Annotated in this window: 16 protein-coding genes; 8 read left to right on the plus strand and 8 right to left on the minus strand. The window is 60.4% G+C overall.

Annotation, left to right across the window (positions count from 1 at the left end; translation table 11 throughout):
- Positions 1 to 109: 109 nt before the first annotated feature.
- Entirely contained in the window at positions 110 to 619 is a 510-nt protein-coding gene (locus QRN61_RS10190; RefSeq protein ID WP_007965386.1) for a DUF1993 domain-containing protein, read from the minus strand.
- A gap of 125 nt (positions 620 to 744) precedes the next feature.
- Between QRN61_RS10190 and QRN61_RS10195 the strand changes: the two genes are divergently transcribed.
- Positions 745 to 1,389 (plus strand): YceH family protein, encoded by a 645-nt coding sequence (locus QRN61_RS10195; RefSeq protein WP_096797750.1) that lies wholly within the window; start codon positions 745 to 747, stop codon positions 1,387 to 1,389.
- A 45-nt stretch (positions 1,390 to 1,434) separates the two neighbouring features.
- Here QRN61_RS10195 and QRN61_RS10200 read toward each other — a convergent pair whose 3' ends face one another.
- Both QRN61_RS10200 and QRN61_RS10205 read right to left on the minus strand, forming a co-directional pair.
- Complete coding sequence (locus QRN61_RS10200; RefSeq protein WP_285373709.1) at positions 1,435 to 1,953, minus strand: cupin domain-containing protein; 519 nt, start codon at positions 1,951 to 1,953, stop codon at positions 1,435 to 1,437.
- Between the two features lie 216 nt (positions 1,954 to 2,169).
- The gene (locus QRN61_RS10205; protein WP_285373710.1) at positions 2,170 to 2,988 is read right to left on the minus strand and encodes a shikimate 5-dehydrogenase; all 819 of its coding nucleotides are present in this window, start codon (positions 2,986 to 2,988) and stop codon (positions 2,170 to 2,172) included.
- A gap of 257 nt (positions 2,989 to 3,245) precedes the next feature.
- Between QRN61_RS10205 and QRN61_RS10210 the strand changes: the two genes are divergently transcribed.
- The 3 genes from QRN61_RS10210 (at position 3,246) to QRN61_RS10220 (ending at position 4,305) form a co-directional block, all read left to right on the plus strand.
- The gene (locus QRN61_RS10210; protein WP_007965394.1) at positions 3,246 to 3,596 is read left to right on the plus strand and encodes a hypothetical protein; all 351 of its coding nucleotides are present in this window, start codon (positions 3,246 to 3,248) and stop codon (positions 3,594 to 3,596) included.
- 229 nt (positions 3,597 to 3,825) lie between these two features.
- Positions 3,826 to 4,020, plus strand: a complete 195-nt coding sequence (locus QRN61_RS10215) for a hypothetical protein (protein WP_025108897.1) — start codon at positions 3,826 to 3,828, stop codon at positions 4,018 to 4,020.
- A gap of 102 nt (positions 4,021 to 4,122) precedes the next feature.
- The gene (locus QRN61_RS10220) at positions 4,123 to 4,305 is read left to right on the plus strand and encodes a hypothetical protein (RefSeq protein WP_027613895.1); all 183 of its coding nucleotides are present in this window, start codon (positions 4,123 to 4,125) and stop codon (positions 4,303 to 4,305) included.
- Here the strand turns inward: QRN61_RS10220 and QRN61_RS10225 are convergent.
- Both QRN61_RS10225 and QRN61_RS10230 read right to left on the minus strand, forming a co-directional pair.
- Positions 4,302 to 5,363 carry an AI-2E family transporter gene (locus QRN61_RS10225; RefSeq protein ID WP_285373711.1) on the minus strand — a complete coding sequence of 354 codons (1,062 nt, stop codon included), beginning with the start codon at positions 5,361 to 5,363 and terminating at the stop codon, positions 4,302 to 4,304. The two genes, QRN61_RS10220 and QRN61_RS10225, sit on opposite strands and share 4 nt — an antisense overlap.
- Positions 5,364 to 5,480: 117 nt before the next feature.
- On the minus strand, positions 5,481 to 6,167 hold the full coding sequence (locus QRN61_RS10230) for a cysteine hydrolase family protein (RefSeq protein WP_247268260.1): 687 nt from the start codon (positions 6,165 to 6,167) through the stop codon (positions 5,481 to 5,483).
- A 192-nt stretch (positions 6,168 to 6,359) separates the two neighbouring features.
- Here QRN61_RS10230 and trhP point away from each other — a divergent pair, with 192 nt between their 5' ends.
- Positions 6,360 to 7,694: a prephenate-dependent tRNA uridine(34) hydroxylase TrhP gene (gene trhP, locus QRN61_RS10235; RefSeq protein ID WP_285373712.1), complete on the plus strand. Its 1,335-nt coding sequence runs from the start codon at positions 6,360 to 6,362 to the stop codon at positions 7,692 to 7,694.
- A 118-nt stretch (positions 7,695 to 7,812) separates the two neighbouring features.
- On the opposite strand, the gene QRN61_RS10240 is transcribed toward trhP, so the two are convergent.
- Positions 7,813 to 8,676, minus strand: a complete 864-nt coding sequence (locus tag QRN61_RS10240) for a LysR family transcriptional regulator (RefSeq protein ID WP_285373741.1) — start codon at positions 8,674 to 8,676, stop codon at positions 7,813 to 7,815.
- A 101-nt stretch (positions 8,677 to 8,777) separates the two neighbouring features.
- Here QRN61_RS10240 and QRN61_RS10245 point away from each other — a divergent pair, with 101 nt between their 5' ends.
- The gene (locus QRN61_RS10245) at positions 8,778 to 9,671 is read left to right on the plus strand and encodes a DMT family transporter (RefSeq protein WP_285373713.1); all 894 of its coding nucleotides are present in this window, start codon (positions 8,778 to 8,780) and stop codon (positions 9,669 to 9,671) included.
- A 135-nt stretch (positions 9,672 to 9,806) separates the two neighbouring features.
- Here the strand turns inward: QRN61_RS10245 and QRN61_RS10250 are convergent, their stop codons facing one another.
- Both QRN61_RS10250 and QRN61_RS10255 read right to left on the minus strand, forming a co-directional pair.
- The gene (locus QRN61_RS10250) at positions 9,807 to 10,037 is read right to left on the minus strand and encodes a hypothetical protein (RefSeq protein WP_007965409.1); all 231 of its coding nucleotides are present in this window, start codon (positions 10,035 to 10,037) and stop codon (positions 9,807 to 9,809) included.
- Positions 10,038 to 10,129: 92 nt separating this feature from the next.
- The gene (locus QRN61_RS10255) at positions 10,130 to 10,843 is read right to left on the minus strand and encodes a FadR/GntR family transcriptional regulator (protein WP_225138393.1); all 714 of its coding nucleotides are present in this window, start codon (positions 10,841 to 10,843) and stop codon (positions 10,130 to 10,132) included.
- 365 nt (positions 10,844 to 11,208) lie between these two features.
- On the opposite strand from QRN61_RS10255, the gene QRN61_RS10260 reads away from it, so the two are divergent.
- Both QRN61_RS10260 and gudD read left to right on the plus strand, forming a co-directional pair.
- Complete coding sequence (locus tag QRN61_RS10260) at positions 11,209 to 12,555, plus strand: MFS transporter (protein WP_007965412.1); 1,347 nt, start codon at positions 11,209 to 11,211, stop codon at positions 12,553 to 12,555.
- Between the two features lie 34 nt (positions 12,556 to 12,589).
- Complete coding sequence (gene gudD, locus QRN61_RS10265; protein ID WP_285373714.1) at positions 12,590 to 13,933, plus strand: glucarate dehydratase; 1,344 nt, start codon at positions 12,590 to 12,592, stop codon at positions 13,931 to 13,933.
- Positions 13,934 to 14,024 lie beyond the last annotated feature (91 nt).

The following is a 14,024-nucleotide window of genomic DNA, read 5'->3' on the forward strand; positions in this document are numbered from 1 at the left end:
TTCAAGCCTTGAGTTCAACTCGATAGATCAAGTCGGCGTATCTCGAACAAACAACGCGATCAGTCCCCTCTCCCCCTGGGAGAGGGCTAGGGTGAGGGCTTCTAACGATTTAGTACGCGCCCATGTAATCGCGTTTACCCACTTCAACACCGTTGTGGCGCAGCAGCGCGTAGGTGGTGGTGACGTGGAAGAAGAACTGCGGCAGACCGTAGCTCAGCAGGTAAGCCTGGCCGCTGAAGCGCTTCTCCTTCGGCGTGCCCGGACGGGTCACGATCTCGATGCCTTCCTTGCCATTGATCTGCTCCGGCTTGATCTCGCCGATATAGGCCAGGACCTTGGCGATCAGCGCCTGCAGCTCGGCGAAGGTGGTTTCGGTGTCGTCATATTTCGGGATTTCGACTTCGGCCAGACGCGAGGAAACGCCCTTGGCGAAGTCGACCGCGATCTGCACCTGACGCACCAGCGGGAACATGTCCGGGTACAGGCGCGCTTGCAGGAAGGCGTTCGGGTCGATGTTTTTCTCGGTGGCGTGGGCTTCAGCCTTTTTCAGGACATCGCTCAGGGCGTTGAGCATTTGTTGAAAAACCGGGACGGATGCGGCGTACAGGGAAATAGTCATGGCAGTCTCGTGTAGTGGCTGGGTGGAACGTGGAGGCGATTATAGCCATGCTTGATGACCACACGGCTTGCCTTTTGTTAACCAAGGATTAGGCTAGGCGCCTTCGACTGCAGAGGGAACGCGCGATGACCACCGAACTTGCAACCACCACCGACGAACCACGGCTCAACGCCACGGAAATCCGCATCCTGGGTGCGTTGATCGAAAAACAGGCCACCAGCCCGGAAACCTATCCGCTGACCCTCAATGCGCTGGTGCTGGCCTGCAATCAGAAAACCAGCCGCGAGCCGGTGATGAACCTGACTCAAGGCCAGGTTGGCCAGAGCCTGCGGGCGCTGGAAAGCCACGGTTACGCCAAACTGGTCATGGGCAGTCGCGCCGACCGCTGGGAGCACAAGCTCGACAAGGCGCTGGAACTGGTGCCGCCCCAAGTGACTCTCACTGGCCTGATGTTCCTGCGTGGCCCGCAGACGGTGAATGAGCTGCTGACCCGCAGCGGCCGCATGCACGACTTCGAGGATGCCGAGCAAGTGGTGCATCAGCTTGAGCGCCTGATCGCGCGCGGACTGGCGGTGTTGATTCCACGTCAGGCCGGTCAGCGCGAAGACCGCTACACCCATGCGCTGGGCGATCCGGCAGATATCGAGGCGATCCTGGCGGCGCGGCAGAATCCTGGGGAACGCTCGACCAGCGGTGTGTCAGTTGAACGCATTGAAGAGCTGGAAGCACGAATTGCCGCACTGGAAGAACGCCTGGCGCGTCTCGAATAATCACCCCCGCTCCCACAGGGTCTGCACCAAGCCGAAGATCTCTATTTATTCACCATCCCAGTAGTCCACACCATCCGCCTGCCGCGCCACGGCAACAAAGCCTGACGCATTGCCCTGGTCATCGACTTTGAAGTTGTCCATCACCGCGTATTTGTTGGAGTCCGGGTATTCACAGATATCCGGTTGCTGCTGGGTGCTGACCGCCAGGTAACGCAGCTCCCCGTCGCTGGTGTTGATGATCTGATGCGCCGTTTCCGGTCCGCCCGGCGGGCAGGCGATCACGTCGCCCGCGCGAATCGGAAAGCGTTCGGCCCCTAACCGCACTTCGCCCTCCCCGGCCACCACATAGAACATCTCTTCATTGACCCGATGGCTGTGAAACGGACTACCGCGCATGCCTGGCGGCAAGGCGTACAACCGATAGCCGAGTTTCTGCGCACCAAGCTGCTGGCCGATGCGCGCCATGCGTTGTTGATAGCGGCCAGCGGTTTCACCTTCCGGGGCAAGGGCTTCGGGCAAGGGTTCGAGTTCGACCTGATGCAGGTTGAGAATGGGTGGGTGCATGGCGGGCCTCGGTCACGGTTTTTGTGGGTGGCAAGTCTGGGCTGGCTGGGGAGGCAGTATAGGCATGGATGTCTGGCTTGAGACCGTGGTGCATCCTTCGCGAGCAGGCTCGCTCCCACAGAGGATCTACAGCGAACACACAATCTGTGCATGACAAAAATTCAACTGTGGGAGCGAGCCTGCTCGCGAAGAGGCCCGCCCAGCCAGCACAACTCATCAGCTCCGGGCAAACGCCACCGCCGCCGCAAACTGCTCTTCACTCGGCCGCACCCCGGTGTACAGCACAAACTGCTCCAGCGCCTGGATCGCAATCACTTCAAGCCCGGTAATCACCTTCTTGCCCTCGGCCCGCCCCCGCACGATCAGCGGAGTTTCCGACGGAATCGCTACCACATCGAACACGATCCCGGCCGCCTGAATCACTTCAGGCGCGAACGCCAGTTGCCCCGCCTCCGGCCCTCCGTCCATGCCCACCGGGGTGACGTTGATCAGCATCTGCGGCCGCTCGTCGCCGAGCTCCGCCTGCCAGCGATAGCCCAGCGAATCGGCCAATGCGCGCCCGGCGCGCTCGTTACGCGCAACGATCAAGCCATTCTTGTAGCCACCATCGCGCAAGGCACTGGCCACCGCTTTGGCCATGCCGCCGCTGCCGCGCAGGGCAAACGTCGTGTCTTGCGGTACCGCGTGGGTTTCCAGCAATTGCGCGATGGCGATGTAGTCGGTGTTGTAGGCCTTGAGGTGGCCGTGGGTGTTGACGATGGTGTTGATCGACTGGATCGCCGCTGCCGACGCATCCAGCTCATCGACCAGCGCAATGCACGCTTCCTTGAACGGCATCGACACACCGCAACCGCGAATCCCCAGCGCACGAATGCCGCCGACGGCCCCCGGCAGGTCCTGACTGCTGAACGCCTTGTAATAGAAGTTCAGGCCCAACTGCTCATACAAATGGTTATGAAAGCGCAGACCGAAATTCCCCGGACGCCCCGACAGGGACATGCACAGCTGGGTATCTTTGTTGGGATTCATCTGCATGAAACTTCTCCTTGAAAACGGACTTTCGGATGGACGGAGTTAGCCATTCCATCGGGTTCTGGACGATCATAAGCGCCTGTCTGCAACGGGCCGCGTGCCCCTTTGACCTTCCGGTAAAGAAGCCGGTACAGACCTTACACAAAATTTACCCAGCGGCTGTGCTGATTTTCAGAATTTCGCTGTCATAGAAGTATCCCCGCGACAACTTTGGGCCTGGTGCAGGCCCGGACGCCGGGTCGAAGAACCGAGGAATTATCATGATTCGTAAACTCCCCATCGTGGCCTTGTTGATTGGTGCATTCGCTATCACAGGTCAGGCAGAAGCCCACGGCGGTGGCTGGCAGGGTCCGGCAGTGTTTGGTGCGATCGTCGGCTCGGCCATCATCGGCTCCGCGTTGATCAACCAGGACCGGCCGGTCTACGTGCAACAGCCTGTTTACGCTCAACCGGCACCGGTTTATGTGCAACAACCGCCGCCACCGGTCTACTACCAGCCGGCCCCGGTCTATGTGCAACAACCGGTCTACGTGCCTGGCCCGGTCTACTACGGCCCACCACGCGGCTACTACGGCCGGCCACACGGCTACTACGGTGGTCCGCGCTGGTAATCGCAACCAACAAGCCCCGCTTTATAGCGGGGCTTTTTTATGACCGTCGGTCGGGCAGAGTCTGAAAAAATCTCGCCAAGGTCGCTGTGAGGACAGTTCCAGCAGCTAAAGTCGGCATGATGGACTTGACCGTTGGGGGCAAAACACAGAACGGTCATCTATTTGTCATGACGGAACCGCAATCTGAATCCGTCCGTAAACAACAGGTTGATAAAAACAAGGACGACCCATGCCTACACAAAATCCGCACCGCATCGTCGGTCTGTGCACTTCAAGCAAGGTGTACAGCGCGTTGACTGAACTGAAACACCTGGAAGGCCACCGCTGCGCCAAGTTTCTTTCGCTGCTGGCGGAGAATCTCGTGCACAAGGGCCTGCTCAATGAGCGCGAAGTGGTGCACATGCTCGACCAGGTTGTCGACTGATGCAGTCCTCACTGTGATCAATGACCACTATCGAAAGCGTTGATTGTCCCTGAGCGCAACGAATCCATAAGGTAGCTCCACAGATTGATGGAGGTACTTGTCATGGCTCAGGTTCAAATCATGTCGGTAATCGGCAGCGCTGTTCCCGCATCGCTCAGAGCGTCGGGATTGCTCGCCTGCTGGTATCTGGTGCGCGATGGCGAGCCGATCAGCGGCCCGCTCACTTCGCTGCCCGCGGCGCAGGCCCTGTCGCAGAAAATCGTCAGCCGCCCATTCCACGCTTAAGGCAACTGGACTTTCGGTTTGGTCTCGATGAACAACGCCCAACTGGACATGAACAGCGCTGCGATCAGCGGCCCGATCACGAAACCGTTGAGGCCAAACACCGCGAGGCCGCCGAGGGTCGAGATCAGGATCATGTAATCCGGCATGCGCGTGTCCTTGCCGACCAGGATCGGGCGCAGCACGTTGTCCACCAGACCGATCACAAACACCCCGAACAACCCCAGCACCATGCCCTGCCAGATCATCCCGCTGAGCAGGAAGTACACCGCCACCGGCGCCCAGACGATCCCCGCACCCACCGCCGGCAACAGCGACAGAAAGCCCATCAGCACCGCCCACAGCAACGCGCTGGGAATGTCGAGAAACCAGAAAATCGCCCCACCCAATGCCCCTTGAGTGACCGCCACCACCAGGTTGCCCTTGACCGTCGCGCGTACCACCCGATTGAACTTCAACTGCAAACGGCGTTTGTGGCTCTCTTCCAACGGCACCGCGGTGCGTACCTTGCGCACCAGCTCGGCGCCATCGCGCAGAAAGAAAAACAGCAGGTACAGCATGATGCCGAAGCTGACCACGAACTCGAATGTGCCTTGACCGAAACTGAACGCCTGACTGGCCAGCACCTGACTGCCCTGCATCGACGCCTTGACGATTTTCTCGCGCAGACCGTTGAGTTCGCCCATGCCGAAGCGATCGAGCAAATGCTGAAAATACGGGGGCAGGCTGTGTTTGAACTGTGCCAGATAGGCACCGATGTCCAGTTGGCCGCTTTCGATGTTGTTGTACACCGTCGCGCCTTCCTGGACCAACAGGATGCTGAGGATGATCACCGGCAGAATCGCGATCACCAGGCAGATGCCCAGAGTGCAGAGCGCTGTCAGGTTGCGCCGCCAGCCGAATTTGAGCTGTAACTTGCGCTGCATCGGCGCAAACAGAATGCCGAGAATCACCGCCCAGAACACCGCACCGTAAAACGGCAACAGAATCCAGATGAAGGCGACCGTCACCAATAGCAACAGCACGGTGAGGGATTTGAATTGCAGGGTTTTTTCGTTCATGTCCGATCCATGTCAGTCAGGCGTCTCGCACGCCCCGAACCTTAGTCAGCCGGGGCGCGCGCGAGTGCCATCTTTGTTCATGGAGCATAGATTGCCTGGACGATGCAGCCCGGCTAATCAGCGCACCGGCAGTTTGACGATCTGCGCAGTGCTCAACACGTCGCCGAAGGTGTCTTCGACTTCCGCCAGCGCGGCCTTGTGCAGCGAATCTTTGTCGATAGACACGCCGTTGGCGCGGGTGATGGCGCGGGTCGCCGAGGCATCGGACGCGACAATCACGTTGTAGCCCAAAGGCGCGGCGTCCCGTGCGGCACCCGCCACGCAGGCGTGGGTCATCAGGCCGGAAATGATCAGGGTCTGGATGCCGGCCTTTTTCAATTGCTGGTCAAGGTCGGTGCTGGCGAACACGCTGACGGTGCTCTTTTGCAGCACCACGTCTTGCGGGCGCGGCTGCATGTCCGGGTGAAATTTGACGGTCTGGCCATCGATGGCAAACACTGGCGAGCCGGCCGGGGCAACGTGCTGCACGTGATACACCGGGATCTTGTGACTGTCGGCAAAGGTGATCAGCTCACGGGTTTTCGCCAGGGCAGCGGCACCGTCCGGGATCGGCATCCGGCCGCTGAAATATTCATTCTGGAAGTCGATCACCACCAGCGCAGACTTGCCCGCTGGCAGATGATCGACCGGTGTAGCGCCGGACATTGCCCGAATGGTCGGGTGGTTGTCGGCCATCGCTGCGCTGCTGGCCAATACCCCGGAAAATGCACAAGCGGTGAGAAAGCGGCGAGTAAAGTCCTGCATGGGAAAGTCCTGCCTCGGTTGATTTGACAAGCGAATCTTAAGCAGCCACCGCCGCACCGAACACAGTGGAACCGGCACATGATCTGTGCCCTTTCTGCACAGATGAAGACCACGCACTCAAACGTAGATCCAGATCAATAAACCGCACTTGCCACTGCACTACCCTGCCGCGCTTTTGCGACCGATGCCGCCATGAAGCCAGACCTCCCCCTCGCCGCCCCGGAATTGCTCGCCCCTGCCGGCACCCTGAAGAACATGCGCTACGCCTTCGCCTACGGTGCCGACGCGGTCTATGCCGGGCAGCCGCGCTACAGCCTGCGGGTGCGCAACAACGAATTCGACCACGCCAACCTCGCCCTCGGCATTCGCGAGGCGCAGGCCCAGGGCAAGCGCTTCTACGTGGTGGTCAACATCGCCCCGCACAACGCCAAACTGAAGACCTTCCTCAAGGATCTGGCGCCAGTGATCGAGATGGCGCCGAACGCGCTGATCATGTCCGACCCCGGCCTGATCATGCTGGTGCGCCGACATTTTCCGCAGATGCCGATCCACCTTTCGGTGCAGGCCAACACGGTGAACTGGGCGAGCGTCGAGTTCTGGCAGCAACAAGGTCTGAGCCGGATCATTCTGTCGCGGGAGCTGTCGCTGGAAGAAATCGGTGAAATCCGTGAACAGGTACCGGGCATGGAGCTGGAGGTGTTCGTCCACGGTGCGCTGTGCATGGCCTACTCCGGGCGCTGCCTGCTGTCGGGCTACATGAACAAGCGCGACGCGAATCAGGGCACCTGCACCAACGCCTGCCGCTGGAAGTATTCGGCGCAGCAAGCCACGGAAAACCAGCTCGGCGAGATCGTGCAGACCTTCCAGCCGGAGCCGACCCTGGGCATCGGCGCGCCGACCGATCAGGTGTTTCTGCTGCAGGAAGCCAATCGCCCCGATGAGTTGATGCCCGCTTTTGAAGACGAGCACGGCACCTACATCATGAACGCCAAGGATCTGCGCGCGGTGCAACACGTCGAACGCCTGACGCGCATGGGCGTGCATTCGCTGAAGATCGAGGGCCGGACCAAATCGCACTTCTATTGCGCGCGCACCACCCAGGTCTATCGCCGGGCGATCGACGATGCAGTGGCCGGACGTGAGTTCGATCGCAGCCTTATGACCGATCTGGAATCACTGGCCCAGCGCGGCTACACCGAAGGTTTCCTGCGTCGCCATGTGCATGACGAATACCAGAACTATCAGAACGGCAGCTCGGTGTCCGAGCGCCAGCAGTTCGTTGGCGAACTGACCGGCGAGCGCCGCGACCGGTTGGCCGAGGTCAAAGTGAAGAACCGTTTTGCCTTGGGCGATCATCTGGAACTGATGACACCCAAGGGTAATTTCCACTTCGACCTGCACCAGTTGCAGAGTGCCAAGGGTGAAACCATTGAAGTCGCCCCCGGCGACGGGCACACGGTTTACCTGCCGATTCCGGATGCGGTGGATTTGCGCTTTGGCCTGCTGATGCGCGACCTGACTCCTTGACCCCCTCCCAAGTAGGAGCTGCCGAAGGCTGCGATCCTTTGATCTTGTTCTTCAATAACAAAGTCAAAAGATCGCAGCCTTCGGCAGCTCCTACACAGGGAATGCGGGTGTAGCGGGGTCAGAGGAATTCTTCGCGCAACATCGCCACGAACGCCTCACGCGCCGGGTGTACCCCGGCGTTTTCGTGCCAGTAAAACAGGTTGTCGATCGCCGTCAGTTCGGGAAACTCATAGCCCACGCAGCCAGCGCCTTTGGCGTATTGCTCGAACACGCCTTTAGGCACCAAGGCCACCCCGGCGCCAGCACTCACGCAACCGACAATCGCCCCGTAACTCGCCAGGCTGACAATCGGCAGCGCCTGCCCCTGACGCAACAACCAGTGCTCCAGCGCCGCCCGATACGGGCAACCCTGCGGCCACATGAACACGGTTTTATCCTGCAAGTCGTGGATGTCACGCACCGGGCCGAACGACGTCGAAGCAATCAGCAGCAGCTCCTCGCGGTACATCGGCGTGCGTTTCAGTTGCGAGCGCTCGACGTCCACCGCGACGATGGCGCCGTCCAGGCGATGGCTGACGGTGTCGTCGAGCAATTGGCCCCAGGTGCCAGTGGTCAACTCCAGCGCCACCTGCGGATAGCGTTGGTGAAACTTGGCCAACAGCCGCGGCAAACGCCCGGTGGCCGAGGACTCGATCGCGCCGATACGCAGCGGGCCGGACGGTTCGGCGGCGGGATCCACCGCGCGCTTGGCTTCGGCGGTCAGCGCCAGAATCCGCTCGGCATACGCAAGAAACGTCTGCCCCGCCGGGCTGATCCGCAGCCCGCGTCCTTCGCGCAGAAACAGCGCCAAACCGAGTTCAGCTTCCAATGCCTTGATCCGTGCGGTGATGTTCGACGGCACACAAAACAATTTTTCCGCGGCGCGGGCAATGCTGCCCTCATCAGCCACGGTCTTGAACATGCGGATCTGCGCCAGCTCCATACTCATCACTCAAAGTGAACATTCAGCGCAGTATAAGTCAGTTGTGGAGACTTGTTGACCGCCCGGATACTCGGCGCATCAACCCTTGCGGTGCGCCGATCATGCCGTCTCCTTCTCCCTTGAAAATCATTCTGGCCATGGCCTTCGTGGTCGGCTGCTGGGCCTATTCACCCACCGGCATTCACATCGGCCTGCAAGCCTACGACCCCGGGCATCTGGCATTGCTGCGGTTTCTCCTGGCGTCGTTGTTCATGGCCGTGATCGCGGCGTTCAAGGGCATTCGCCTGCCGCAACCGCGCGATGTGCCGCTGTTGTTCGCCCTGGGATTTTTTGCCGTCAGCCTGCATCACGTGGCGCTGAACATCGGCCAGCAAAGCGTCAGTGCCGGCGCCTCCAGCGTACTGGCGCAGTCGAGCCCGCTGTTCAGTACGCTGCTGGCGCGTTACGTGTTCAAGGATCAGGTCAGTGTCTGGCGATGGGGCTGCGTCTTGCTGGGACTGGTCGGGGTGGTGATCGTGGTCAGCGCCGATCGGGGCCTGGGGCAGATCGACGCGCATGGCTTGCTGATTCTGCTGGCGGCGCTGTCATCGAGCATTTACTTCGCCCTGCAAAAACATCACGCCCGGCGTTATGACGGCTTCAGTCTGGCTTGTTACGCGGTGTGGTCGGGGACGCTGCTGTTGCTGATTTATCTGCCGGGGCTGGGTGCGGCGGTGGTGAAAGCGCCGCTGCGAGTGCAGTGGGCAGTGCTGGCACTGGGGGTATTTCCCAGCGCACTGGCCTATCTGGCCTGGGGCTTTGTGCTCAAGCATGTGGACTTGAGTCGGGCGACGATGACGTTGTACCTGATACCACCGACGGCGATGGGGATTGCTTCGCTGGGATTGGGCGAGCGACCGACGCTGATGGTGCTGGCGGGGTCGGCGGTGGTGTTGATCAGTGTGCTGGCGTTGAATCTGGAGCGGCGGGTGGAGGGTCGACCAGTTGAGGTCTGATCGAGGTTTTTACTGAGGCTGATGGCCCCATCGCGAGCAGGCTCACTCCTACAGGGGGATGCGTTCTACCTGTGGGAGCGAGCTTGCTCGCGAACGGGCCGGCGCAGACTATAAATATCTCGTGCCGGGTTAGCCTCAGCGCCTGTCATCCGACAACGGCGTCGGCTCATCCGCTGGCGGCACATCATCGTCCGCCGCCGGGTCCTTCCAGTCTTCCGGCCGATCGGCATCACTCAACGGATCACGTCCCGGGCTCATGCCCGGCGGCGCATCGTGATCGGCCAGTGTCGGCTCATCCGTGCCGGGTACCGGACGGGTCGGATCGGTCGGCAGCACACCACCTTGAAACAGCAAATCATTAGCCATGACACACCTCACCAAGGAGGTCCGGAGAACCCGGGCCATACAGCTTGGAAGCGTGCCTCTGCACGCCGTGCTATCGAGCAGACCAACGGCAATCAGCCTTGAGCACTGAAACGGTCGCGGCTGTTGGTCAGGTGCAGCCACATGGCCGCGCGCGCCGCGTCCGGATCCTGACGCTTGATCGCATTCAGGATCGCTTCGTGCTCCAGATGGGCCAACTGCCCCAGCTTGCTCAGATCCGCCGCGCCACGCTCGGCAGCGTTGAGCCGCTGACGCGGAATCATCGCGCTGCCCAGGTGCTGCATGATTTCGCTGAAGCAGACGTTGCCGGTGGCTTCGGCAATAAGCAGATGAAAACGTCGATCAGCCTCAACGCAACTGTCGTTGCTGTCCAGCAAACGCTGATAGTCATCCAGCGCTTGGCGCATCTGCAGCAGTTGCTGCTCGCTGCGACGTGACGCGGCCAACGCCGCAGCCTGCGTCTCCAGGCCCATGCGCAATTCAAGAATGCTGCGCACGCCGAGCGCGGTATCGACATTCAGGCGCAAGCCCTGCTCGGCAGCGCGCTCGATGACGAAACTGCCGATGCCGTGCCGCGTCTCGACCAGGCCCGACGCCTGCAACTTGGAAATCGCTTCGCGCACCACCGTGCGACTGACGCCGTGCTCCTGAACAATGGCGTTCTCCGACGGCAGCTTGTCGCCGGGCGACAACTGGCCAAGCAGGATGCTCTGGGTGAGTTTCTCCACCAGATCGTGTGCGAGGTTGTGTGCACGTTTGGGCGCAGGGGCGTCGAGGTCTTCTTGCATGATCGGTTCCGGTCATCGGGGCTTGTCGATCGTAGCACTGCGTGATGGCTGACGAGTCGATTTTAGCGCCGAAACCACTTTCAACTTGTATGACAACACTCAATAAAACGAAAAAAACCGGAGTAGGCACGGTGGCTGATCTGTTTGAACCTTGACATGAAAAACCATGAAACGCGTCTGACACAAGCAATCCATCCCAATAAAAACGGGGTAAATCGCTAAAAAGAAATAAGAAATCTACCCACCAGACAAATTTAATCGCTTCACCCCACTTGTAGGACAAAAAAATCAGGTTGTATGATGTCTATCAACAACGCGACACCCAGCCCTACCCCGCATAAAAATAATCAGTGGGAGAAAACCAAGTGAAAACCTCCGTCTCCGGGATGAACGAGGGCGTCGATTCGACACTCGCGTCCGCCATCTCGAAAGTGAAACGCCACGTCCTGCCGCTCTTCGTGATCATGTTCATCGTCAACTACATTGACCGGGTGAACATCGGTTTCGTCCGCACTCACATGGAACATGATCTGGGCATCGGGGCTGCCGCCTACGGCTTCGGTGCCGGTTTGTTCTTCATCGGTTACGCGCTGTTCGAAGTGCCGTCCAACATGCTTTTGCAAAAAGTCGGCGCGCGTATCTGGCTGACCCGCATCATGCTCACCTGGGGCCTGGTCGCCGCCGGCATGGCGTTCATCCAGAACGAAACGCACTTTTACATCCTGCGCTTTCTGCTCGGCGTGGCCGAAGCCGGGTTCTTTCCCGGGGTGATCTACTACTTCACCCGCTGGCTACCCGGCGCCGAACGCGGCAAGGCGATTGCAATTTTCCTCAGTGGTTCGGCGGTGGCCTCGCTAATTTCCGGCCCGTTGTCCGGCCTGCTCTTGCAGATCAACGGCCTCGGCATGCACGGCTGGCAATGGATGTACTTCATCGAGGGCATGTTTTCCGTCGGGCTGTGCGTGTTCGTCTGGTTCTGGCTCGACGCCAAACCGCATGACGCGAAATGGCTGACCCGCGCCGAACAGGACGCACTGGTCAACGCCATCGACGATGAACAGAAGGCCCGCGAAGCCGCGACGCCGATCCGCCCATCAATGGGCAAACTGCTCAAGGACCGGCAGATCATCCTGTTCTGCCTGATCTACTTTTTCATTCAACTGACCATCTACGCCGCGACGTTCTGGCTGCCGAGCATCATCAAGAAGATGGGCGAGATGAGTGACTTCCAGGTCGGGCTGTTCAACTCGATCCCGTGGTTGCTGTCGATCGTCGGCATGTACGCCTTCGCCGCTTTCTCGGCCAAGTGGAAGCACCAGCAAGCCTGGGTCGCCACCGCGTTGTTGATCGCCGCGGCGGGGATGTTCATGTCCACCACCGGCGGGCCGATCTTCGCCTTTGTCGCGATCTGTTTTGCCGCGCTGGGCTTCAAGTCCGCCTCGTCTTTGTTCTGGCCGATTCCGCAGGCCTATCTGGATGCACGGATCGCCGCGGCAGTGATCGCACTGATCAACTCGGTAGGCAACCTCGGCGGCTTCGTCGCGCCGACCACCTTCGGCCTGCTCGAAGAACACACCGGCTCGATTCAGGGCGGCCTCTATGGCCTGGCCGCGACTTCGATCATCGCCGCGATCATCGTCTTCGCTGCACGTACCACCCCGAAACCCGCTGCTGACCTCGCCGTGGCCGAGGCCGCGCCGAAGCACGCATGACTTCCTTTTTAAAGATGCTGACAAGGATAAAAACATGACCGCACACGACACTGCCAAAGCGCCAATCATCACTGAAATGCAGGTGATTCCCGTGGCCGGCCACGACGCCATGCTGCTCAACCTGAGCGGCGCCCACGGGCCGTTTTTCACCCGCAATATCGTCATTCTCAAGGACAACGCCGGCCACACTGGCGTCGGTGAAGTGCCCGGTGGCGAGCGCATCCGCCAGACGCTGGAGGATGCTCGCAGCCTGGTGCTCGGCAGCACAATCGGCAACTATCAGAAGATCCTCAATCAGGTGCGCCAGACCTTCGCCGAGCGTGATGCCGGCGGCCGTGGCCTGCAGACGTTCGACCTGCGCATCACCATCCACGCGGTCACCGGACTCGAAGCCGCCCTGCTCGACTTGCTCGGGCAACACCTCGACGTACCGGTCGCGGCGCTGCTCGGCGAAGGCCAGCAACGCGATCAAGTGAAGATGCTCGGTTATCTGTTTTATGTCGGCGATCAACGCGAGACCAACCTCGCCTACCGCAGCGAACCGGACGCCGATAACGACTGGTTCCGCGTGCGTCACGAGAAGGCCATGAGCGCCGAGGCGGTGGTGCGTCTGGCCGAAGCGGCGCAGGCGAAATACGGTTTCCAGGATTTCAAACTCAAGGGCGGCGTGCTTAGCGGCGACGCGGAAATCGAAGCCGTGACGGCACTGGCCGAACGCTTTCCCGAGGCGCGTATCACGCTTGATCCGAACGGCGCCTGGTCACTGAAAGAAGCGATCCGCCTGTGCCGCGATCAACATAAGGTGCTGGCTTACGCCGAAGACCCGTGCGGTGCGGAAAACGGTTACTCGGGGCGCGAAGTCATGGCCGAGTTCCGCCGCGCTACCGGACTGAAGACGGCGACCAACATGATCGCTACCGACTGGCGCGAGATGGGTCACGCCATTCAGTTGCAGTCGGTGGACATTCCGTTGGCCGACCCGCACTTCTGGACCATGCAAGGCTCGGTACGTGTCGCGCAGTTGTGCCATGAGTGGGGCCTGACCTGGGGCTCTCACTCCAACAACCACTTCGATATCTCGCTGGCGATGTTTACCCATGTCGCGGCAGCGGCACCGGGCGACATCACCGCCATCGACACGCACTGGATCTGGCAGGACGGCCAGCGTCTGACCAAGGCACCGCTGAAAATTGTCGACGGTTGCGTGCAAGTGCCGCAGAAACCTGGGCTGGGGGTGGAGCTGGATATGGATCAACTGGCCAAGGCTCATGAGCTGTACAAAGGCATGGGTCTCGGCGCGCGGGATGACAGCGTGGCGATGCAGTTTTTGATACCGGGGTGGACGTTCGATAACAAGCGGCCGTGTCTGGTGCGCTGAATTCTGATCTGCAGTCCACCACTGTCCCCTGTGGGAGCGGGCTTGCTCGCGAAGGCGGCGTGTCAGTCGATATTTGAGTTGACTGACACAC

The organism is Pseudomonas sp. lyk4-TYG-107, from assembly GCF_030209055.1.
Lineage (GTDB): Bacteria > Pseudomonadota > Gammaproteobacteria > Pseudomonadales > Pseudomonadaceae > Aquipseudomonas > Aquipseudomonas putida_A.

What these genes read in the sequence shown, in the direction of transcription:
- QRN61_RS10225 (WP_285373711.1), bottom strand. Translation starts at nt 5,363, where the DNA reads ATGAACGAAAAAACCCTGCAATTCAAATCCCTCACCGTGCTGTTGCTA.
- QRN61_RS10245 (WP_285373713.1), top strand. Translation starts at nt 8,778, where the DNA reads ATGCCGTCTCCTTCTCCCTTGAAAATCATTCTGGCCATGGCCTTCGTG.
- trhP (WP_285373712.1), top strand. Translation starts at nt 6,360, where the DNA reads ATGAAGCCAGACCTCCCCCTCGCCGCCCCGGAATTGCTCGCCCCTGCC.
- QRN61_RS10240 (WP_285373741.1), bottom strand. Translation starts at nt 8,676, where the DNA reads ATGGAGCTGGCGCAGATCCGCATGTTCAAGACCGTGGCTGATGAGGGC.
- QRN61_RS10210 (WP_007965394.1), top strand. Translation starts at nt 3,246, where the DNA reads ATGATTCGTAAACTCCCCATCGTGGCCTTGTTGATTGGTGCATTCGCT.
- QRN61_RS10230 (WP_247268260.1), bottom strand. Translation starts at nt 6,167, where the DNA reads ATGCAGGACTTTACTCGCCGCTTTCTCACCGCTTGTGCATTTTCCGGG.
- QRN61_RS10195 (WP_096797750.1), top strand. Translation starts at nt 745, where the DNA reads ATGACCACCGAACTTGCAACCACCACCGACGAACCACGGCTCAACGCC.
- QRN61_RS10205 (WP_285373710.1), bottom strand. Translation starts at nt 2,988, where the DNA reads ATGCAGATGAATCCCAACAAAGATACCCAGCTGTGCATGTCCCTGTCG.
- gudD (WP_285373714.1), top strand. Translation starts at nt 12,590, where the DNA reads ATGACCGCACACGACACTGCCAAAGCGCCAATCATCACTGAAATGCAG.
- QRN61_RS10190 (WP_007965386.1), bottom strand. Translation starts at nt 619, where the DNA reads ATGACTATTTCCCTGTACGCCGCATCCGTCCCGGTTTTTCAACAAATG.
- QRN61_RS10255 (WP_225138393.1), bottom strand. Translation starts at nt 10,843, where the DNA reads ATGCAAGAAGACCTCGACGCCCCTGCGCCCAAACGTGCACACAACCTC.
- QRN61_RS10200 (WP_285373709.1), bottom strand. Translation starts at nt 1,953, where the DNA reads ATGCACCCACCCATTCTCAACCTGCATCAGGTCGAACTCGAACCCTTG.
- QRN61_RS10250 (WP_007965409.1), bottom strand. Translation starts at nt 10,037, where the DNA reads ATGGCTAATGATTTGCTGTTTCAAGGTGGTGTGCTGCCGACCGATCCG.
- QRN61_RS10215 (WP_025108897.1), top strand. Translation starts at nt 3,826, where the DNA reads ATGCCTACACAAAATCCGCACCGCATCGTCGGTCTGTGCACTTCAAGC.
- QRN61_RS10220 (WP_027613895.1), top strand. Translation starts at nt 4,123, where the DNA reads ATGGCTCAGGTTCAAATCATGTCGGTAATCGGCAGCGCTGTTCCCGCA.